We start from the raw sequence: 19678 nt of genomic DNA, 5'->3' as shown, positions 1-19678 counted from the left end.
GACGGCGTGCCGGCACGCCGGTTGACGCCGTAACCCCTCACCCTCCCAGGCTATCGCCTGGGCCCCTCCCTCTCCCTCTGGGAGAGGGGCTGCTCGTGCGGAACATCTTCCCGCGACGCGCCGTTGAGCGCCCGATGGGCCTGTTCTTCCGAAAATCCCGACCACGCCTCGACCTGCGCAAGCCGCTCGAATGGGCCTCGCGGCTGGGCTACGCCGCGCGGGGGACGGTCTATGTCGGACTGGGCGGCCTGGCCCTGCTGGCGGCGGCCGACCTCGTCCCCCGGGCGCGCGGCGCGACGGCGATGCTGGCGGCCTGGGCGAAGTGGCCGCCAGGCCTGGCTTTGATCGCCGTGGTCGCGGCCGGGCTGATCGGCTTTTCGCTCTGGCGGGGCTTGCAGGCGGTGTTCGACGCCGACCGCCACGGAGCCTCGCCCAAGGCCTGGGCGATCCGCGTCGGCCAGGCGGTCAGCGGCGTGGTCTATGGCTCGCTGGCCTGGTCGGCGCTGGAGCTGCTCGACGCCTTCGAGGACGTCGGCGAGGCCGACGAGGAGCAGACCGCCGACGCCACGGCAGCGACCATTCTGGCCCTGCCCCACGGCGACCGCCTGCTGATGGCGGCCGGCCTGGTTTTGCTGGGCGTCGGGATCGGCGGCGTGGTGCAGGGCCTGGCCCAGGACTTCGCCAAGCGCCTGGACTGCGGCGAGGCGGCCTGTCGCCGGCTCGTGCCCCTGGCGCGGTTCGGCTATGCGGCGCGTGGCCTGGCGACCCTGTGCGTGGGCCTGTTCGTGGTCGGCGCCGGCTGGCACGCCCGCAGCAGCGAGGCGCGCAGCTGGGCCGGGGCCTTGCAGGCCCTCGAACGCCAGCCGTTCGGCGCCTGGCTGCTGGGCGTGGTGGCTCTGGGGCTGGTGGCGTTCGGCGTGTTCGGCTTCGGCGAGGCCGTCTGGCGGCGGATCCGTCCGCCGGCGGAGATCATCCCTTAAGTCTCGAACGCCGCGATGATCGGGCAGGGGCCTTCGTCGCCGGCGCTGCAGGTGTGCAGCAGGCGTGACAGGCCGGCCTGGGCGGCCTGCAGCTCGGCGATCTTGGCGTCGAGGTCGGCGATGCGGTCGCGGGCCAGTTCGCGGGCCCGGGCGCGGTCCTGGCCGGCGTCCAGGGCCAAGAGCTCGTTGATCTGCTCCAGGGTGAAGCCCGCGCCCTGGGCCGAGCGGATGAAGCGCAGCCGGCGCACGGCCTCGTCGCCATAGCGCCGCACGCCTTCCCCGCGCTCGGGCGTCTCCAGGAGGCCCCGGCGCTGGTAGTAGCGGACGGTCTCCACCCCCACCCCGCCGGCCCGGGCCAGCCCTGCAATGGTATCCGCCGCCATGCCTTGACTCCGTACCATGGTACGGAACCCATATGAGGCGGGTCCGGTTCGCGTACAAGGAGACCCGCCGTGAGTTCAGCCGCCCCGAAGACCGCCGTCCTCTACCGCATGGTGATGGACAAGCACGTCTGCCCCTACGGCCTGAAGGCCCGCCACCTGCTGCGCGCCCGGGGCTACGTGGTCGAGGACCATCACCTGAAGACGCGGGAAGAGACCGACGCCTTCAAGGCTGAGCACGGGGTCAAGACCACGCCGCAGGTGTTCATCGACGGCCAGCGGATCGGCGGCTTCGACGACTTGCGGCGGTTCTTCGGCGGCAAGCCCCGCGATCCCAAGGCCAAGACCTACCAGCCGGTGATCGCTCTCTTCGCCATGACCGCCCTGCTGGCCCTGGCGGCGACCTATGTGGTGGACGGAACGCCGTTCACGGCGCGGGCTGTCGAATGGTTCATCAGCTTCTCGATGGTGGTGCTGTCGATCCAGAAGCTGCGCGACGTCGAGAGCTTCTCGTCGATGTTCCTGGGCTACGACCTGCTGGCCAAGCGCTGGGTCCCGTACGGCTATGTCTATCCGTTCGCGGAGGGTCTGGCGGGCGTGCTGATGACGGCCGGGGTGCTGACCTGGTTTTCCGCGCCCTTGGCCCTGGTGATCGGCGGGATCGGCGCGGTGTCGGTGTTCAAGGCCGTCTATCTCGACATGCGCGACCTGAAATGCGCCTGCGTCGGCGGCGACAGCAACGTGCCGCTGGGGTTCATCTCGCTGACCGAGAACGTGATGATGGTGGCGATGGCGGTGTGGATGCTGGTTCGCGGCCACTAATTCCTTCTCCCCTTGCGGGAGAAGGTGTCGGCGAAGCCGACGGATGAGGGGTCTCTCAAACGAAAACCGCCGCGACAGCCGATCAGCCGTCGCGGCGGACAGGTCTTTCGACCCCTCACCCGACCTCCCTCCGGGAGGCCACCCTCTCCCGCAAGGGGAGAGGGGGCAGATCGTCAGTGAACCCCCAGCGCCTCCGGCGTCACCGCCACGAGGTCTTCCGCGCCCAGGGTCACCGCCGCCAGCTGGCCGGGGACCTGGGCCAGCACGCTCTCGGCATAGACCCGCAGCAGCTGGCCGCGCAGGGCCTCGGCCCCCGGGGCCAGGGCGCCCTTGGCCAGCATCCAGCCGCCGACCGTGTCGCCCAGCAGCTTGAGGTAGGCCGTCGCGCCGCTGAGGGCGTCGGGCATGGCGCGGGCGCGGCGGTCGACCAGCCAGGCGGTGGCCGAGGCGGCGGCGTTCAGCGCGGCTTCCAGGCGGCCGGCGACCGGGGTCAGCGAGGCGTCGGCGGCCTTCAGGGCCTCGATGGTGTCGCGGATGTCGTCCATCAGGTCGGCCACGGCCTGGCCGTCGGCCAGACCCAGCTTGCGGCCGATCAGGTCGATGGCCTGGATGCCGTTGGTGCCCTCGTAGATCGGGGTGATGCGGGCGTCGCGATAGTGCTGGGCAGCGCCCGTCTCCTCGATGAAGCCCATGCCGCCGTGGATCTGCACGCCCAGCGAGGCGACCTCGACGCCGACGTCGGTGGACCAGGCCTTGGCGATCGGGGTCAGCAGCTCCTCGCGCAGCTTGGCGGTGGCGCGCACGGCCTCGTCGGTCGCGGCGTGGGCCAGGTCGGCGGCGACGGCGGTCGACAGGCAGATGCCGCGGGCGGCCTCGATCTTGGCCTTCATCAGCAGCAGGGTGCGGCGCACGTCGGGGTGGTCGTACAGGCGCGAGGGATAGGCGCCGGTCCAGGCCGAGCGGCCCTGAACGCGCTCCAGGCTGAAGTTCAGGGCCTGCTGGTAGGCGCGCTCGGCGATGGCGGTGCCCTGGGCGCCGACCTGCAGGCGGGCGGCGTTCATCATCGTGAACATGTGGGCCACGCCCTGGTGCAGCTTGCCGACCAGCTCGGCCTTGGCGCCTTCGAACAGCATGACGCAGGTGGGCGAGCCGTGGATGCCCAGCTTGTGCTCCAGCCCGCCGACGCGCACGTCGTTGGCCGCGCCCGGCTTGCCGTCCTCGTCGATCAGCACCTTGGAGGCCAGGAACAGCGAGATCCCCTTCACGCCGGGAGGGGCGTCGGGGGTGCGGGCCAGCACCAGGTGGACGATGTTGTCGGTGGCGTCGTGGTCGCCCCAGGTGATGAAGATCTTCTGGCCCGACAGGGTGTAGCCGCCCTGGCCGTCCGGCGTGGCCATGGTGGTCAGGGCCGCCAGGTCCGAGCCGGCCTGCGGCTCGGTCAGGTTCATGGTGCCGGTCCATTCGCCCGAGACCAACTTGGGCAGGAACACCGACTTGTGGCGCTCGGTCCCGTGCAGGGCCAGGGCCTCGATGGCGCCCAGGCTCAGCATCGGGCACAGGCCGAAGGCCATGTTGGCCGCCTGCACCATCTCCAGCGTGGCGATCTCCAGCGCTTTCGGAAGACCCTGCCCGCCGTGCTCGGGCGCGGCCGCCAGGCTGGTCCAGCCGGCCTCGGCGAAGGCCTTGTAGGCGTCGGCGAAGCCGGGCGCCGAGCGCACCACGCCGTTCTCCAGCTTGGCGCCGACCAGGTCGCCCTGGCGGTTGATCGGGGCCAGCACCTCGGCGGCGAACACGCCGGCGGCTTCCAGCACGGCGTCCACGGTGTCGGAATCGGCCTCGGGATAGGCCTCGGCGAGCTGGTCGAAGCCGGCCACGTGGCGCAGGGCGAAGGCGAGGTCGCGGACGGGGGCGCGGAAGGTCATGCAGGGGCCGATCTGTTCAAGCGTCGGGTTGGGGGTATGTGATCCCTGTTTAGATCGCGCGACCCGCCGCGCCAAGGACCGCCAGGCGATCACGGCTTCGTGAGAAGACGCCCCTTCAACTGGACGGTGAAGTTCCTAAGTCGGGAAATCGCAACCGTCACTATGACAGTTTGGAGAATTGAACCCATGGCTCGCCCCTTCGCCTACGCCATTCTGGCCGGCGCCCTTCTCGCCGCTCCCCTCGCGGCCCCGGTCGCCGCCCTGGCGCAACCGGCGACGGATCCCGCCGCCGCCCCGGCCGGGACCTGGGCTCTGGACAAGCGCCACGCCAGCCTGACCCTGCGCGTGCGCCACTTCGGCACCTCGAACTACACCTTCCGCCTGTCGGGCCTCGACGGCTCCTACAGCTTCGACCCGGCCAAGCCGCTGGACTCCAAGGTGTCGATCACCGTCGACCCGAAGTCGGTCGACACCGGCCTGCCCAACTTCAACAAGGAAATCTCGGACGATCCGAAGTTCTTCGACTCGGCCAAGTATCCGACCATCACCTTCGTCTCGACCAAGGTCGAGCAGACCTCGCCCGGCAAGGGCAAGCTGACCGGCGACCTGACCTTCCGCGGCGTGACCAAGCCGGTGACCCTCGACGTCACCTACAACGGCTTCGCCAAGACCCCGTTCGGCTCGCAGATCATGGGCTTCTCGGCGACCGGCAAGATCAAGCGCTCGGAGTTCGGCTTCACCCACCTGGTGCCGATGGTGGGCGACGACGTCGACCTGGCGATCGAAGCCGAATTCAATCCGAAGAAGTAAGACAGATCTCGAATTAGGGACGGCCCAATGACCGCCGAGACGCTTTCAAAACCCGCCTCGGCGGCGGGTCCTTCCCGTTATTCGACGGTGGCGATCATCCTGCATTGGCTGATCGCCGCCGCCCTGATCTTCCAGGTGATCCTGGGGTGGCGGGCCGATGACGGCCCCAAGGGCGCGACCACCTTCGCCCTCTTCCAGCTGCACAAGTCGATCGGCATCACCATCCTGGTGCTCAGCGTCGCGCGCCTGATCTGGAAGCTGACCCACAAGTCGCCGCCGGCCCCGGCCGGCCAGCCGACCTGGGAAAAGATCGCCGCCCACGCCGTGCACGTCGGCTTCTACGTGATCATGATTGGCCTGCCGCTGACCGGCTGGATCATCGTCTCGACCAGCCGCATCAACATCCCGACGATCCTGTTCGGCGCCATCCCCTGGCCGCACCTGCCGGGTCTGCCCGAGCTGGCCGAAAGCGCCAAGCAGGCCTGGAACGATTTCGGCCACCTGGGTCACGGCCTGCTGGTCAAGTTCACCTATCTGCTGCTGGCCCTGCACCTGGGTGCGGTGGCCAAGCACCAGATCCTCGATCGCGACGAGGTGTTCGGCCACATGGCCGCCGGCGCCAAGCCGGGCCTGAAGGAGCCGCGCCTGTGGCTGGCCGCCGCCGGCTTCGCCGCCGTGGTCGCCGCCGCCTATCTCTACACCCCGGCCAAGGCCAAGGCCCCCGCGCCGGCCCCGGCCGCCAGCGCCGCCGACGATCTGGCCCTGCCGGACGAGACGCCCGCGCCCGCCGTAGCGGCTCCTGCCACCACCGGCGCGACGCCCGCCGCTCCGGCTGAAACGGCGGAAGCCGTTCCGGCCGCCGACAGCGCCCTGAAGGACCCGGTCGCCTGGGCCGTGCAGAAGGGCTCGCACCTCGACTTCGACCTGGCCTGGGCCGACACTCCGATCCACGGCACGTTCAGCCGCTGGACCGCCGACATCCTGTTCTCGCCGGAAGCGCTGGACCGTTCGAAGCTGACCGTCAGCGTCGACCTGGCCTCGGCCGGCACCGGCGACGGCCAGCGCGACGAGAGCCTGCAAGGGCCCGACTTCTTCAACAGCTCGGCCACGCCCAAGGCGACCTTCACCGCCACCAAGTTCCGCAAGACCGCCGAGGGCCGCTTCGTCGCCGACGGAACGCTGGACCTGCGGGGCGTGAAAAAGCCGCTCAGCCTGCCCTTCAGCCTGAAGATCGACGGCGACACGGCCAAGGCGCGCGGTGTAACCACCGTCGACCGGACCGTGTTCGGGGTTGGACAGGGCGAATGGGCGTCGACGGATCAGATACCGGGCAAGATCAAGGTGAGCTTCGCCCTGACGGCCAAGAAGAAGTAGTCCGCGCGGCGCAGGCCCTCGCCGCCGGGGTCCTCGTCCTGCTGCCCACCGAAACCGTCTATGGCCTGGGGGCCGACGCGTCGAACCCCACGGCCGTGGCGGCGATCTTCGAGGCCAAGGGCCGCCCGCGCTTCAACCCGCTGATCGCCCACGTCGCCGACGCCGCCACCGCCGCCCGCATCGCCGCCTTCGACGACCGGGCGAGCGCCCTCGCCGACGCCTTCTGGCCCGGCCCCCTGACCATCGTCGCCCCGATCGCCGACGTCTCGGCCGTCTGCGACCTGGCTCGCGCCGGGCTCGAGACCGTCGCCATCCGCGTGCCCGGCCATCCGCTGGCGAGAGCCGTGCTGGCGGCCTTCGGCGGACCGGTCGTGGCCCCCTCGGCCAACCGCTCGGGCCGTCCCAGCCCCACCACCTACGCCGACGCCTACGCCGAAACCGGCGACAAATGCGCCGCCGCCCTCGACGGCGGCCCCTGCCAGGTAGGTCTTGAATCCACTGTCGTCGCCGTTGTCGACGGCCCCGTGCGCCTGCTGCGCCCCGGCGCCGTCACCCGCGCCCAGCTGGAGGCCATAGTCGGCCCCCTCGCCGAAGCCGACGACGACGCCAAGCGCTCCCCCGGCCGCCTCGCCCTCCACTACGCCCCCGACGCCCCCGTGCGCATCGACGCCGAGGCGCCGAGGGCGGGGGAAGCGTTCCTGGCCTTCGGGGCATGGCCGGCCGGGGAGGGCGTCCTGAACCTCAGCCCGTCAGGCGACCTCGCCGAAGCGGCGGCGAACCTCTTCGCCTACCTGCGGGCGGCGGACCGGCTCAAGCCGACGGCCATCGCCGTGGCGAAGATCCCCGACGAAGGCCTCGGCGAGGCGATCAACGACCGCCTGCGTAGAGCGGCGGGGTTCGTGGGGTAGTTAAATTCCAGCACTTCGGAGCGTTGTGTCTTTCCCCGTGACCCTGGGGCTGCCAAGCTATCTGTAAGATAAGAATATAGATTCAGGGCTGGAAAGATGGATGGGGAAGCTAAGCGCGACCGTGGGCAGATAGCGTCTGTGCGACTGCTGGAAGGGGCACCCTCAGGTCGTGGTCCGATGATCCGATCTGTATCCCAAGCGATGTTTCAGATTTTGGGCGAGGCGCCTTTTGAAGCCGCTGTGCGGGAAGCAGTCGCATGGATGCGTAAGCGCAACTTATCAATCCCGCAGGCTGCGCTTGAGGGGCAGTCATTTGAAGTTGGTGGAGGTGGCGTTTCTCCTGCTCAGGCGGTGAATTTAACTTTCGAAGGCGGTAGGGTCTGGGCGGCGAGTCTTGATGACCCAGATAAGCAGGTGGTTGGGCGCACGTGGGTAACTGAGATCACTGTCGGCGAACGCGAAGGGCGAGTGCTCTTCGGAACTCGGCTCATCAACGTTACGGGGCGCGGGGACGACCCGTTCGTGCCGAGCCTTCCTGGAGTTTCCCGACAAATTGTTGGGCGTCTTCCTTCGCGCGCTGACGAAATGGACCTGTCGGAGCGAGCCTGGAGGGTCGTTACCCCTGATCAAGTCGATGATTTAATAGCGCTTCTGGATGATGGCGGGCGGACCTTGCCCGTACTTGTTATTTCCGACGCTATATCCCGCCCTCCATTCGTTCTACCGGACGTCGTCGCTGGAAGGCTCGCGGGTGCAGCTCACGTCGTAAGTCTTCATAATCAAGCTGCGCAAGAAATGATATCTAGGTGGGGTAAGCAGTTATCCGTTTATGATGGTGCTGCTAGACTTTATAGGCCGGGATTTTGGTCCGATAAATCCGATCCATTTGAGCATCCATTGTGGATGTCTTGGTATGGAGGGAATCCAAACAGTAGAGCTGATTTTCTCGTTGCTAGGGTTTTGTCGAGCGTCGTTGCATCGAGTCACAACGATTATGCACGGTTTGATGTCGTTCGACAGGCCGCGGCTGCTAATGCAATTAGCAAAATTCGAAATACAGCTTCGGATACGGACCTTAGCCATCTGTTTGAGGAAGAAAATCAGAAACTTACTGACGAACTTCGAGCGGTTAGAGCCGAATTCAAGCAGTGGATGGATGATTTTGATTTGAATGAGCGCAATGTAGAGCGTGAAATCGGCGAAATAAAATCGGAACTGGCGAGGGCTAGAGCTCAAAATGACAGTTTAAGGTTGGCCATTGCGAGTGGGTTGCCCGTAAGGGTGCGGGATAATCTTGAAAGTATTCCCGATATTGGTGTTTGGTCTCGTGATAATTTGACAACAAATATATGGATTGCGCCAAAGGCCATAAAGGAGGCTGAAAAGAGGGGCGTATTCGAGGATCCAAAATTGATCGGTGATGCGTTAATAATGTTGGACGAATTGTATGTTCCAATGAGGCGCGATCCGGGTGAGGATAGGCGGGCGATGTACGAAGCAAAACTGGTTGAGTTGAATTGCCAGGACCAGCCATGCTTTTCGAATCCTGGTAGTATAAAATCATTTCCTGAATATAGTGTCGTGTATCAGGGGCAAAAATTTTGGTGCGAACATCACATAAAGTACGGTGGTGGTGCGGACCACAGAAGGTTTTTCCGTATTTATTATCATTGGCACGAGGGGGAGCAGATATTGCTGATCGGTCATCTGCCTACTCACCTCGATAATAAGCTTACAAATTAAAGCTCGCAGCTGAGGAAGGTGGGGGCAGGCTGCAAGGGCTTGGGTCGCTCCGATGGGGGCGCTCCCTCAAGAGCGCTGCTACAAGCCACATGGGGGCCGCGAGGGGTTCACCCCACCCCTCCGTACACCCCGCAGAAAAACTCTCCCCCCGCCCACCCATTCTCTATTTCACCGATAGGAATAGGTAACTATTACGCTCCCCAACACGCCGAATGGCGTTATCTCAATCGAGGGGGCTCTCGTGACCATCGGACTTTCGGCCAAAGGCGTTGGCCGCGCCGCGCTGCTGAGCGTGCTTCTTTCCACCACCGCCGGCGCCGCTCTGGCCGCCGATCTCGCGCCCGTCGCTGACGCCGTCGCGACGCCCGCCGCCGCCGATCCGGCCGATCCCACGGCGACCGACGCCTCGGCCGTCGGCCAGATCTTCGTCACCGCCCGCCGCCGCGAGGAGAGCGCCCAGGAGGTGCCGATCGCCCTGACCGTGACCTCGGCCGAGACCCTGACCCAGACCGGCGTCAACAGCATCGTCGCCCTGACCCAGCTGGTCCCGACGCTTCAAGTCCTGTCGCCCAACCCGCGCAACACCGCCCTGACCATCCGCGGTCTCGGCGCCAGCTACGGCCTGGCCAATGACGGCCTGGAGCAGGGCGTCGGCATCTATGTGGACCAAGTCTACAATTCGCGTCCGGGCGCCGCGACGCTCGACTTCATCGACATCCAGCAGATCGAAGTGCTGCGCGGTCCGCAGGGCACGCTGTTTGGCAAGAACACCACGGCCGGCGCGCTGAACATCACCACCCGCGACGCCACCCAGAAGTTCGAGGCCGACGCCGAGGCCAGCTACGGCAGCCTCAACTTCCGCCAGTTCAAGGCCACGGTGGCCGGACCGCTGATCGACGGCGTGCTGGCCGGGCGCCTGTCGTTCGTCGGCACCTGGCGCGACGGCGACCTCTACAATCCCAAGAGCAACACCTGGCAGAACGCCCGCTCGAGCACGGGCTATCGCGGCCAGCTGAAGTTCACTCCCAACGAGCAGCTGACGGTCCGGCTCTACGGCGACTACGCCGTCCAGCAGCCCGAGTGCTGCACCCAGGTCTATGTCACGGTCGGCACGACCCTGAAGCCGACCGCCCAGCAGTACGCCGCCCTGGCCGCTGGCAAGAACTACACCGTCGCCAGCACCAACCCCTATGACCGGATCTCCGACATCGACGATCCGATCCAGGCCGACCAGTGGGTCAACGGCCTGTCGGCCGTGGCCGACTACGACTTCGGCCCGGTGACCCTGACCTCGGTCACCGCCCACCGCGAATGGGACTGGGAGCCGCGCAACGACCGCGACTACACTGCGCTGGACGTCACCCGCCGCTCCAACAACCCCTCGCACCAGAAGCAGTTCAGCCAGGAGTTCCGCCTGTCCAACAACGAGGGCGAGCGCTTCGACTGGACCGTGGGCCTCTACTATTTCGACCAGAACGTCACGACCCACGGCGTCACCGAGTACGGTTCCGACGCCTCGTACTGGCTGCTGCCGGCCACCAACACGCCTTCGTCGCTGCTCGACGGCTACACGGTGTTCAACGACAGCACGATCGACACCACCAGCTACGCCGCCTTCGGCCAGCTGACCTGGAAGGTCAACGACCGCCTGAGCGTCACGCCCGGCGTGCGCTTCACCCAGGAAAAGAAGGACGGCACCTACATCCAGACCACCACGGGCGGTTCGGTGACCACCGACACCACCCTGCTCAACCGTCGCCTCGGCATCGCCCGGCCGCAGAGCTTCTCGGCCAAGACCGACGACGGCGCCTGGTCGGGACAGATCGCCGTGGTCTACCAGCTGACCGACGACATCAACGCCTACGCCACGGTGTCGAGCGGCAACAAGTCGGGCGGCATCAACATGACGTCGCTGCCGCTGACCAGCAGCAACACGGTGTCGACCTCGGCCGCGGTGATCCGTCCGGAAAAGGTGTCGACCATCGACATCGGCCTGAAGACCCAGTGGTTCGAGCGCCTGCTGACGGCCAACCTGGCGCTCTTCGCCACCGACGTGAAGGACTACCAGGCCAACGTCGTCGACAGCGGTCCGGGGGCCCTGCGCGGCTACCTGGCCAATGTCGAGAAGGTCGAGGTGCGCGGCGTCGAGCTGGACGCCACCACCCGCTCGATCGGCGGCTTCAAGTTCTACGGCAACCTGGCCTGGACCGAGGGCAAGTACGCCGACTTCAAGAACGGGCCGTGCCCGCTGGAGAAGATCGGCACCTCGACCGCCCAGTGCGACCTGTCGGGCCGTCCGCTGCCGGGCCTGTCGAAGTGGGCCGGTTCGGCCGGCGGCGAGTATCGCCAGGAGGCCACCCTCGGCCGCTTGTCGGGCGAGGTCTATGCCGGCGTCGACGCCAGCTTCCGCTCCAACTACTACGCCGACAGCTCGGACTCGCGGTACACGGTCATCAAGGCCTACGAGATCGTCAATCTGCGCGCTGGCTTCAAGTCGGAAGCGGGCTGGGAAGCCTTCGTCTCGGTGCGCAACGCCTTCGACGCCGAGTACCTGCAGAACATCACCGTGGTCTCGGGCAACTCCGGCCTGGTGGTCGGCACCCCCGGCGACGCGCGGGCTTTCGCCTTCACCCTGAAGGCCAGCTACTGACCTAGATCCCTCTCTCTGAGAGAGAGGGAGGGGCCCGCCGCGAAGCGGTGGGAGGGTGAGAGGTTTCACCGCCGGCCGGTGAACCTCGATCCCTCCCGCCAGCCTTCGAGGCGGGCTGCGCCTTGTTCGGAGAGGGTGTAACCTCTCACCCTCCCACGCCCTTGGCGTGGGCCCCTCCCTCTCTCAAAGAGAGAGGGATCAAGGGGATCACTGCTTCAGCCGGTAGCCGGTCTTGAAGATCCAGCTGATCACCGCCAGGCACAGGGCCAGCACCCCGACCGTGGCCGCCAGGCTGATCCCCACGCCCACGTCCGACGTGCCGAAGAAGCTCCAGCGGAAGCCGCTGATCAGGTAGACGACCGGGTTGAACAGCGAGGCCGTCCGGAAGGCGCCCGGCAGCATGTCGATCGAATAGAAGCTGCCGCCCAGGAACGTCAGGGGCGTGATCACCAGCAGGGGCACGATCTGCAGCTTCTCGAAGCTGTCGGCCCAGATGCCGATGATGAAGCCGAACAGGCTGAAGGTCACCGCCGTCAGCACCAGGAAGGCGGCCATGAACAGCGGGTGCTCGATCTCGAACGGCACGAACAGGCGCGCCGTGGCCAGGATGATGGTCCCCAGCATCAAGGACTTGCTCGCCGCCGCTCCGACATAGCCCAGCACGATCTCGAACGGCGAGACCGGCGCCGACAGCACCTCGTAGATCGTGCCCGACCACTTGGGCATGTAGATGCCGAACGAGGCGTTCGACAGGCTCTCGGTCAGGATCGACAGCATGATCAGGCCCGGCACGATGAAGGCGCCGTAGGGCACGCCGTCGACGGCGGTCATGCGCGAGCCGATGGCCGCGCCGAACACCACGAAATAGAGCGAGGTCGACAGCACCGGGGCTGCGATGCTCTGGGCCAGGGTGCGGAAGGTCCGCGCCATCTCGAAGCGGTAGATGGCGGCGATGGCGTGGATGTTCATGGCCGGTCCTTCACCAGGCTGACGAAGATCTCTTCGAGAGAGCTCTGGCGGGTGTTGAGGTCGGTGAAGTCGACGCCCTCGGCGTGCAGCCGGCGCAGCAGCGGGGCGATGCCGGTGGCCTCGGCCTGGGCGTCGAAGCTGTACACGAGCTCGCGGCCCTCGTCGGCCAGGGCCAGATCGTACTCGTCCAGGCCGGCCGGCACGGCGTCCAGCGGCGATTGCAGGTGCAGGGTCAGCTGCTTCTTGCCCAGTTGGCGCATCAGCACCTTCTTGTCCTCGACCAGGATGATCTCGCCCTTGCGGATCACCCCCACCCGGTCGGCCATCTCCTCGGCCTCCTCGATGTAATGGGTGGTCAGGATGATGGTGACGCCGGTCTCGCGCAGCTTGCGGACCATTTCCCACATGTCGCGGCGCAGCTCGACGTCGACGCCGGCGCTGGGCTCATCGAGGAACAGGATCGAGGGCTCGTGCGACAGGGCCTTGGCGATCATCACCCGCCGCTTCATGCCCCCCGACAGGGTCATGATCTTGGCGTCCTTCTTGTCCCACAGCGACAGGTCGCGAAGGATCTTCTCGATCAGGGCCGGGTTGGCCGGCTTGCCGAACAGGCCGCGGCTGAAGGTGACGGTGGCCCAGACGGTCTCGAAAGCGTCGGTGGTCAGCTCCTGCGGCACCAGGCCGATCTTGGTGCGGGCCGGGCGGTACTCACGGGCGATGTCGTGGCCGTCGGCGACGACCGCGCCCGTCGAGGGGCGGACAATGCCGCAGATGATGCTGATCAGCGTGGTCTTGCCGGCGCCGTTGGGACCCAGCAGGGCGAAGATCTCGCCGCGCTTGATCTCCAGGTCGACGGTCTTCAGGGCCTGGTGGCCCGAGGCGTAGGTCTTGGTCAGGCCCGAGACCTTGATGATGGGGTCCACCCGGTCGTTCCCTTCGATGCGTGCGGTCCCGCGCCAGATGGGGGCGGGGAGGGGCAAAAGCCAGTGCCTTACATTTCTCCCGTCATTCCCGCCCTTGTGGCGGGAACCCCTGGTTCCGCTTCCACGTGAGGTTCAAGCGGACTGCTAAGCAGTCCGCCTCTACTTCCCTTGCGGCTGACAGAGGGTTTCCCGCCACAAGGGCGGGAATGACGGGGATAGAGGTCGGGGCTCTAGCGTCGTTACGCGCCGGAACCTGTCAGCAGCCTGTCACCGCACCGTCAGCACCGCCCCGTGCACGCCCACCACCGAGACGCGGGTCCCGGTGGTCGGGGCGCTGTCGTCCTCGGCCTCGCCTTCCGTCTGGGCCGCCCATTCCTTGCCGTCGACGAACACCCGGCCGCGGCCGTTCTCGAAGGCGGCGACCACCTCGGCCGGGCGGCCGAGCAGGCGCTGGGTCGGGTCGTTGAGGTCGGGGTCGGGCCCGGCCAGGGCCGGCCGCAGGAAGCGGCGGGCCAGGTAGGTCGAGGCGATGGTCAGCACGGCGAAGAGCGCGATCTCCACCGGCAGGCTGGTCGGGAGGAGGAGGGCGACGACGCCGATCACCGCCGCCGAGGCGGCCGGCCACAGCAGCCAGCCGGTGCCGGTGCCCACCTCGATCGCCAGGAACGCGGCCGCGATCGACAGCCACAGCCAGAAGGGATGGGCGACGAAGAAATCGATCAGGCCGGTCATGGGATCAGGCTCCCTTGCGCGGCGCGGACGGAACCGCGCTCGAACGCGACGTCGCCGGCGGCGGCGTCGGACGCGGCGGGGCGTCGGGGCCGCCCAGCGAGCGGATCAGCTCGCCGACCCCGGCCACCGTGCCGGTGATGCCGGCGAAGTCGGCCGGCACGATCACGGTCTTGGCGTTGGGCGAGCGGGCCAGGTCCCCGAACGCCTCGACGTACTTCTGGGCGACGAAGTAGTTGATGGCGTTGACGTCGCCGCGGGCGATGGCTTCCGACACGAAGGCGGTGGCCTTGGCTTCGGCCTCGGCTTCCCGCTCGCGGGCCTCCGCGTCGCGGAAGGCGGCTTCGCGCCGGCCCTCGGCCTCGAGGATGGCCGCCTGCTTGGAGCCCTCGGCGCGGGCGATCTGGGCCTGCTTTTCGCCCTCGGCCTCGGTGATGACGGCGCGGCGCTCGCGCTCGGCCTTCATCTGGCGGGCCATGGCGTTGGTGATGTCGGCCGGCGGCGTCAGGTCCTTGATCTCGATGCGGGCGACCTTGACGCCCCAGGGGCCGGTGGCCTCGTCGATGGTGGCCAGCAGGCGCGAGTTGATGTGGTCGCGCTGGCTCAGCACCTCGTCCAGCTCCATCGAGCCGACCACGGTGCGCAGGTTGGTCTGGGCCAGCTGGGTGATGGCGTAGATCAGGTTGTCGACGCGATAGGCCGCGGCGGCCGCGTCCATCACCTGGATGAAGACGATGGCGTCGACGGTCACCGACACGTTGTCCTTGGTGATGACCTCCTGCTTGGGAACGTCGAGCACCTGCTCCATCATGTTGACCCGGCGGCCCACCGTCTCGACGAACGGGGTCAGGATGCTGATGCCGGGCTTCAGGGTGCGGGTGTAGCGGCCGAACCGCTCGACGGTGAATTCGCGGCCTTGCGGCACGATCTTGATGACGTTGACGACCAGCAGGATCGCCAGCACCAGAAGCACCAGGGGGACCAGAAAAGCGGTCACGAAAGCCTCCCGAGACGCGGCCCGGCGGCCCAAGCCGCCAGTCGCCGTGCGCCCATGGGTGGAACTTAGCGCGCGCCTCGCCCTTCCGCCACGGAATCCGGCGCAGCTTGCTCGTTGACCCGCACCGTCTGCGACAGCTTTGTGGCCAGGGCGCGGCCGCGCAGGGCGGCCTGGCGCTCGGCCCGGCGGCTTTCGGGGCTGCAGTCGGGATGGGCGGCCTGGGCCGCGGCGTAACCGCCGTTGAAGCGGTCGCGCAGCTGGCCGTCGAAGGCCTGGTCGGCCTGCTCCACCTCGGTCAGCCGCACCATGCGGGCCCGCCAGAACTGGTCGCCGGCGCCCTCGCAGGCCTGGCGCAGGGCGTGGCTCTGGCCGATGGCGTAGGCCAGGTCCAGCAGCCGCTGGCGCTCGGCCGGGGCGCGGTCCTGGGCGCTCGCCGAAAGGGGCGTCAAGGCGGGCGCGGCCAGCATCAGGGCGGTCAGGAGCGAAGCGGCGAGGCGGGCGCGAGGCATGCGCGCACTATCGCCGCAAGCGCCCCGTCTGTCATCGCCTCGCCCGCGAGGGGCGAAATCAACCTTGAGGATATCCACAGCGGCGCTTGCCAATTTCGAGTCGAAACTTCGACTCTTCAGGGCCTTGCTATCGACAAGGATCGGGATCAGGCTGTGGATAAGTCAGGGGTGGCGAGAAACGACCAACTCCGACAGCGCAGAAGGGAGGACGTGTCATGGCCGAAGTGCATTACGGCGTCGTCCAGGTGGGCGACCGGTGGACCATCATCGGCGACCAGCTCAGGTTCGGGGCCTATCGCAGCCGCCACGAGGCCGAAAAGGCCGCCACCCGCTTGGCCGAGCAGGCCACGGGCGTCGGCATTCCGGTGCGCATGCACCTCCAGGACGAGACCGGCCAGCTGCACCGGCCCACGCTGATGAGTTGATGGAATGAGCTGACGCGCGGCGCGTGTCGGCGTTCGTCTGCTCGCCGCCGCCCCCAAATCCGTTCCTCCCCGCGAAGGCGGGGATCCAAGCTGACTCTCCGGAGGCGGCGCGGCGGTGGGCGAAAGACAGCCTCGGCTTGGGTCCCCGCCTTCGCGGGGATACGCGGTCAATAGATCGGTTCGAGCTTGTGAGGGTCGATCCGGCCTGGCCCGCGATGGACGCACGGGCTCCACGCAACGAAACCCTCGGTCCGCGCGCTTTATCCGACGAGCAAGCGCCGCCGTTGGATGCCGCCATGGCCGACTCCGCAGAAATGAACGACCGAGACACCCGCGCCGAGCGCGTCCATCACGCCTATGCGGGCAACCGCCTGCTGCTGGCCATGCCCGAGGACGCGCGCGCGGCCCTGAAATCGGCCATGTCGCTGACCGCCCTGGCGCGCGGCGCGGTGCTGTTCGATGTCGGCGAGGACGTGCGCACCACCTATCTGCCCTGCCGCCCGACCATGGTCTCGCTGCTGGTCCTGACCCCCGAGGGCCGCGAGGTCGAGGCCGCCACGGTCGGCTGGGAGGGCGCGCTGGGCGGCGTGGTCAGCGGCGGCCTCAAGCCCGCCTACGGCCGGGCGGTGGTGCAGGCGCCGGGGCCGGCCTTCACCGTCCCGACCGCGCGCCTGGACGAGATGCGCCAGCGCTTTCCGGCTCTGGGCGACCTCTTCACCCGCTACGCCGACGCCATGATCGCCCAGATGATGCAGTCGGTGGCCTGCAACGCCCTGCACACCATCGAGCAGCGCTGCTGCCGCTGGCTGCTGGCCGCCCACGACCGGGCCGGCGAGGACATCGTGCGCCTGACCCAGGAGGCCCTGGCCGACATGATGGGCGTGCAGCGCACCACCGTCACCGCCGCGGCCAAGGTGTTGCAGGCCGACGGCATCATCCAGACCCGCCGCGGCCGCGTCGAGATCCGCGACCGCCGCAAGCTGGAGCGCCGGGCCTGCGAGTGCCACGCCCAGGTCGAGGCCCACTTCCACAAGCTGCTGCCGGAACTGGCGGTCGACGTCGGCTGACCGCCAGTCCGCCGGCGCTCAGCTCGGATAGCCGAAGTTCGAGGCGATGATCGCCTCGACGGCGTTGATCGGGCCAAGGTCGGTCGAGGCGCTGGTCTCTTCGTAGTCGAACAGCGACCAGCCCAGCGTGGCGGGGCGGTTCTGGGCGATATACTCGATCACCGGCACCTGGATGTAGACGCCGCTCAGCGCCCAGGTGCCGCTGGCGAAGTTGATCAGCAGGCCTCCGGCCGGCTTGTGGGGCAGGGCGTCGATGAACAGGTTGTACTTGACGATGTAGGCCACGGGCGGCGTTTTCGCGAGTTTCTCGTACTGGTCCTGCACGTAGATCTCGAAGGCTCGCCGGGGATCGGCGGGCATCAGCTGGCCGGGGGTGTTGTCGTCGATGCCGAGCGGAACGCCGTAGCCGTGGGTGGCGACCTGCGCGGCGACCGACGGCGACAGCGGCGGCTGGCGGTTGGGATCGAGCAGGGCAGGCACGATGCGGTCGAGCAGGTAGATCTTCCCCCGCATCGTGTCCAACGGCAGCATCGCGGTGGGCCAGGAGGGGGCGATCAGCTCCTTGGCCAGGACCGCGTCCAGGGCGGTCAGGACGGCCGGCATGTCGGCGTCCGGCACGGCGTTCTGGTCGTCGATCTTCAGCGACATGGCGATGAATTCGCTGGGATAGGCGGCGAGGAAGTCGCGGCACTCGACGAGCAGGGAGTGGAACGTCTGGAAGACGTGCGCCTCGCGGCCCTGGCCGATGTTTCCGTGGCAGGTCATGAAGGTGTAGGTCGGCGAGCCGGAAGGATTGGTCTTGATCATCAGCCGCACGTCCAGAAGCCGAACGCCGGCCTGCAGCTGCTGGGTGATGGTCCGGTAGTGGCAGGAATAGGAAGTGACCATCTTCTTGTCGATCGCGGCGCTGTCGTGCGTGCCCGGCAGGTTGATATCGCCGATCAGGGTCGTTCCCGGCACGTTGGCGAGCCAGGCGCGGGGGTGGCCGAGGTCGATCTGTAGGATGTCGGGGGCGGTGTCGTCGTCCGACCAGTAAACCCTGTCGTCGCCCGACGGCAGGCGCAGTCGCCGCTCTGGGGCCGAGGCCAGAGAGACCGAGCTGTCGGCGTTGTAGATCACCGGCTCGCAGTAATTGCCGGCCCACAGGCCCCAGTCGGCGCGCTTGTCGCCGGCTTCGCCCAGATAGCGGGCGGGCGAGCTGTTCTTGGTGAGGTAGAGGTCCGAGCCGTAGTGGTACCAGTTGAAGGGGGTGGCGTCCTTCTGGTCCGAAACCACGGTCACGTTGTTGCCGTGGGTCGAGAGATAGCCGGCGAAGGCGCCGCTGAGGCGGTCGTAGCACTTCACGATGCGGTAGGTCATCCAGGTCCCCTGACTGTGGCGCGGACCCGATGGGAGCAGGGGCGCGGCCGAGCCGGGCGACCTTAGCTGCGACCTGGAGGCGTCTGTGTGAAAATCGTCACCTCAGATTGCATTTGCATTGGTTGACGCCTCAGGCGAGCAGCGCCGCCGTGCGCCGGATCGCCGCTTCCGCCTCCGCGACCAGGCTGGCCACGATCTCGCCGGCTGGGCGGACGTCGCTGATCCCGCCGGCGCTCTGGCCCATGGCCAGGCACGAGCGGTCGGGGTCGAGGCCCTCGGTCTGGCCGGCGATGCCGCCCAGCACCCCGGCCTGCACGCTGGCCATGGCCTGAAGCGGGAAGGGCTGGATGTCGCCGGCCCGGGTCTCCCAGTCGTCGACGTAAGGGTTGGCGCGCACGCGCATGGGCTTGCCGGAGTAGCAGCGGGTGCGGACGGTGTCCTCGTCGCGGGCGGCCAGGATGGCGTCCTGGTAGAGCGCGCCGGCGTGGGCCTCGGCGCTGGCGATGAAGCGGGTGCCCATCCAGACGCCCTGCGCCCCCAGGGCCAGAGCCGCCGCCAGACCGCGCCCGTCGTAGAGGCCGCCGGCCGCGATCACCGGGATGTCGACCGCCTGCACCGCCTGGGCCACCAGCGGCAGGGTGCCGACCAGGCCCGTATGGCCGCCGCCTTCGCCGCCCTGGCAGATCACCGCGTCGCAGCCCGCCTCCTGGGCCTTCACCGCATGGCGCACCGTGCCGCACACCACCATCACCTTCAGCCCCGCCTCGTGCAGCCGGGCCAGGATCGGCGAGGGCACGCCCAGGCCCGCGATGAAGGCGCTGGCGCCCTCCTCGATGATCACCTCGACGCTGGCGGTCAGGGCGTCGGGCGTGGCGGCCAGCAGGTCGACGCCGAACGGCCTGTCGGCCAGGGTTTTGACCTGCCGCATCTGCTCGCGGATGAAGGCGGGCGAGGTTCCCGCCATGCCCAGCACGCCGTAGCCGCCGGCGTTGGACACCGCCGCCGCCAGCGGCGCGTAGGAAACCCCGCCCATGCCGGCCAGCAGGATCGGGTGGTCGATGTTCAGCAGGTCGCAGATCGGCGTGCGCAGGGCCATGGCGGCGTCTCCCTC

At 67.8% G+C, this 19678-nt stretch carries 18 protein-coding genes; 9 read left to right on the top strand and 9 right to left on the bottom strand.

All coding sequences use genetic code 11. The features are described 5' to 3' along the window. Positions 1-134 precede the first annotated feature (134 nt). Positions 135-980, top strand: coding sequence for a DUF1206 domain-containing protein (locus tag AC07NS_RS03280; protein WP_494601416.1), 846 nt, complete (start codon positions 135-137; stop codon positions 978-980). Here the strand turns inward: AC07NS_RS03280 and AC07NS_RS03275 are convergent. Then, positions 977-1363 carry a MerR family transcriptional regulator gene (locus AC07NS_RS03275; protein WP_494601415.1) on the bottom strand — a complete coding sequence of 129 codons (387 nt, stop codon included), beginning with the start codon at positions 1361-1363 and terminating at the stop codon, positions 977-979. The genes AC07NS_RS03280 and AC07NS_RS03275 overlap by 4 nt on opposite strands. Positions 1364-1432: 69 nt before the next feature. Here AC07NS_RS03275 and AC07NS_RS03270 point away from each other — a divergent pair, with 69 nt between their 5' ends. Continuing rightward, positions 1433-2182 (top strand): MauE/DoxX family redox-associated membrane protein, encoded by a 750-nt coding sequence (locus AC07NS_RS03270; RefSeq protein ID WP_494601414.1) that lies wholly within the window; start codon positions 1433-1435, stop codon positions 2180-2182. Between the two features lie 173 nt (positions 2183-2355). On the opposite strand, the gene AC07NS_RS03265 is transcribed toward AC07NS_RS03270, so the two are convergent. Further along, positions 2356-4104: an acyl-CoA dehydrogenase gene (locus AC07NS_RS03265; RefSeq protein WP_494601413.1), complete on the bottom strand. Its 1749-nt coding sequence runs from the start codon at positions 4102-4104 to the stop codon at positions 2356-2358. Between the two features lie 186 nt (positions 4105-4290). Between AC07NS_RS03265 and AC07NS_RS03260 the strand changes: the two genes are divergently transcribed. From AC07NS_RS03260 to AC07NS_RS03240, 5 genes are all read left to right on the top strand, one after another. After that, complete coding sequence (locus AC07NS_RS03260; RefSeq protein ID WP_494601412.1) at positions 4291-4914, top strand: YceI family protein; 624 nt, start codon at positions 4291-4293, stop codon at positions 4912-4914. A gap of 27 nt (positions 4915-4941) precedes the next feature. Continuing rightward, positions 4942-6288: a YceI family protein gene (locus AC07NS_RS03255; RefSeq protein WP_494601410.1), complete on the top strand. Its 1347-nt coding sequence runs from the start codon at positions 4942-4944 to the stop codon at positions 6286-6288. Continuing rightward, positions 6219-7196, top strand: coding sequence for an L-threonylcarbamoyladenylate synthase (locus AC07NS_RS03250; RefSeq protein ID WP_494601408.1), 978 nt, complete (start codon positions 6219-6221; stop codon positions 7194-7196). The genes AC07NS_RS03255 and AC07NS_RS03250 overlap by 70 nt, the downstream gene beginning before the upstream one ends. 138 nt (positions 7197-7334) lie before the next feature. Beyond that, positions 7335-8939 (top strand): hypothetical protein, encoded by a 1605-nt coding sequence (locus tag AC07NS_RS03245; protein WP_494601406.1) that lies wholly within the window; start codon positions 7335-7337, stop codon positions 8937-8939. Between the two features lie 241 nt (positions 8940-9180). Further along, complete coding sequence (locus tag AC07NS_RS03240) at positions 9181-11589, top strand: TonB-dependent receptor (RefSeq protein ID WP_494601405.1); 2409 nt, start codon at positions 9181-9183, stop codon at positions 11587-11589. A 207-nt stretch (positions 11590-11796) separates the two neighbouring features. On the opposite strand, the gene AC07NS_RS03235 is transcribed toward AC07NS_RS03240, so the two are convergent. The 5 genes from AC07NS_RS03235 to AC07NS_RS03215 all read right to left on the bottom strand — a co-directional run bounded on the left by AC07NS_RS03235 (position 11797) and on the right by AC07NS_RS03215 (position 15716). Next, entirely contained in the window at positions 11797-12558 is a 762-nt protein-coding gene (locus AC07NS_RS03235) for an ABC transporter permease (protein ID WP_494601403.1), read from the bottom strand. Continuing rightward, complete coding sequence (locus AC07NS_RS03230) at positions 12555-13499, bottom strand: ABC transporter ATP-binding protein (protein WP_494601860.1); 945 nt, start codon at positions 13497-13499, stop codon at positions 12555-12557. The genes AC07NS_RS03235 and AC07NS_RS03230 overlap by 4 nt, the downstream gene beginning before the upstream one ends. Before the next feature lie 249 nt (positions 13500-13748). Beyond that, positions 13749-14213, bottom strand: a complete 465-nt coding sequence (locus tag AC07NS_RS03225; RefSeq protein WP_494601401.1) for an NfeD family protein — start codon at positions 14211-14213, stop codon at positions 13749-13751. Positions 14214-14217: 4 nt separating this feature from the next. Beyond that, complete coding sequence (locus AC07NS_RS03220) at positions 14218-15195, bottom strand: SPFH domain-containing protein (protein ID WP_494601858.1); 978 nt, start codon at positions 15193-15195, stop codon at positions 14218-14220. Between the two features lie 77 nt (positions 15196-15272). Continuing rightward, on the bottom strand, positions 15273-15716 hold the full coding sequence (locus tag AC07NS_RS03215) for a TIGR02301 family protein (protein ID WP_494601399.1): 444 nt from the start codon (positions 15714-15716) through the stop codon (positions 15273-15275). 215 nt (positions 15717-15931) lie between these two features. On the opposite strand from AC07NS_RS03215, the gene AC07NS_RS03210 reads away from it, so the two are divergent. Both AC07NS_RS03210 and AC07NS_RS03205 read left to right on the top strand, forming a co-directional pair. After that, on the top strand, positions 15932-16141 hold the full coding sequence (locus tag AC07NS_RS03210) for a hypothetical protein (protein WP_494601397.1): 210 nt from the start codon (positions 15932-15934) through the stop codon (positions 16139-16141). 296 nt (positions 16142-16437) lie between these two features. After that, positions 16438-17208, top strand: coding sequence for a Crp/Fnr family transcriptional regulator (locus AC07NS_RS03205; protein WP_494601395.1), 771 nt, complete (start codon positions 16438-16440; stop codon positions 17206-17208). A gap of 18 nt (positions 17209-17226) precedes the next feature. Here AC07NS_RS03205 and AC07NS_RS03200 read toward each other — a convergent pair whose 3' ends face one another. Together AC07NS_RS03200 and AC07NS_RS03195 are read right to left on the bottom strand one after the other, a co-directional pair. After that, the gene (locus tag AC07NS_RS03200; protein WP_494601393.1) at positions 17227-18567 is read right to left on the bottom strand and encodes a PI-PLC domain-containing protein; all 1341 of its coding nucleotides are present in this window, start codon (positions 18565-18567) and stop codon (positions 17227-17229) included. A gap of 130 nt (positions 18568-18697) precedes the next feature. Continuing rightward, complete coding sequence (locus AC07NS_RS03195; protein ID WP_494601392.1) at positions 18698-19663, bottom strand: NAD(P)H-dependent flavin oxidoreductase; 966 nt, start codon at positions 19661-19663, stop codon at positions 18698-18700. Positions 19664-19678: the final 15 nt, after the last annotated feature.

Source organism: Caulobacter sp. GW821-FHT10A10 (assembly GCF_059415745.1).
This window is presented reverse-complemented; position numbering and strand designations above follow the sequence as displayed.

Coding starts and splice junctions, on each gene's coding strand:
- AC07NS_RS03235 (WP_494601403.1), bottom strand. CDS start 12,558: ATGAACATCCACGCCATCGCCGCCATCTACCGCTTCGAGATGGCGCGG.
- AC07NS_RS03280 (WP_494601416.1), top strand. CDS start 135: ATGGGCCTGTTCTTCCGAAAATCCCGACCACGCCTCGACCTGCGCAAG.
- AC07NS_RS03200 (WP_494601393.1), bottom strand. CDS start 18,567: ATGACCTACCGCATCGTGAAGTGCTACGACCGCCTCAGCGGCGCCTTC.
- AC07NS_RS03215 (WP_494601399.1), bottom strand. CDS start 15,716: ATGCCTCGCGCCCGCCTCGCCGCTTCGCTCCTGACCGCCCTGATGCTG.
- AC07NS_RS03195 (WP_494601392.1), bottom strand. CDS start 19,663: ATGGCCCTGCGCACGCCGATCTGCGACCTGCTGAACATCGACCACCCG.
- AC07NS_RS03275 (WP_494601415.1), bottom strand. CDS start 1,363: ATGGCGGCGGATACCATTGCAGGGCTGGCCCGGGCCGGCGGGGTGGGG.
- AC07NS_RS03260 (WP_494601412.1), top strand. CDS start 4,291: ATGGCTCGCCCCTTCGCCTACGCCATTCTGGCCGGCGCCCTTCTCGCC.
- AC07NS_RS03225 (WP_494601401.1), bottom strand. CDS start 14,213: ATGACCGGCCTGATCGATTTCTTCGTCGCCCATCCCTTCTGGCTGTGG.
- AC07NS_RS03205 (WP_494601395.1), top strand. CDS start 16,438: ATGGCCGACTCCGCAGAAATGAACGACCGAGACACCCGCGCCGAGCGC.
- AC07NS_RS03255 (WP_494601410.1), top strand. CDS start 4,942: ATGACCGCCGAGACGCTTTCAAAACCCGCCTCGGCGGCGGGTCCTTCC.
- AC07NS_RS03210 (WP_494601397.1), top strand. CDS start 15,932: ATGGCCGAAGTGCATTACGGCGTCGTCCAGGTGGGCGACCGGTGGACC.
- AC07NS_RS03250 (WP_494601408.1), top strand. CDS start 6,219: ATGGGCGTCGACGGATCAGATACCGGGCAAGATCAAGGTGAGCTTCGC.
- AC07NS_RS03265 (WP_494601413.1), bottom strand. CDS start 4,104: ATGACCTTCCGCGCCCCCGTCCGCGACCTCGCCTTCGCCCTGCGCCAC.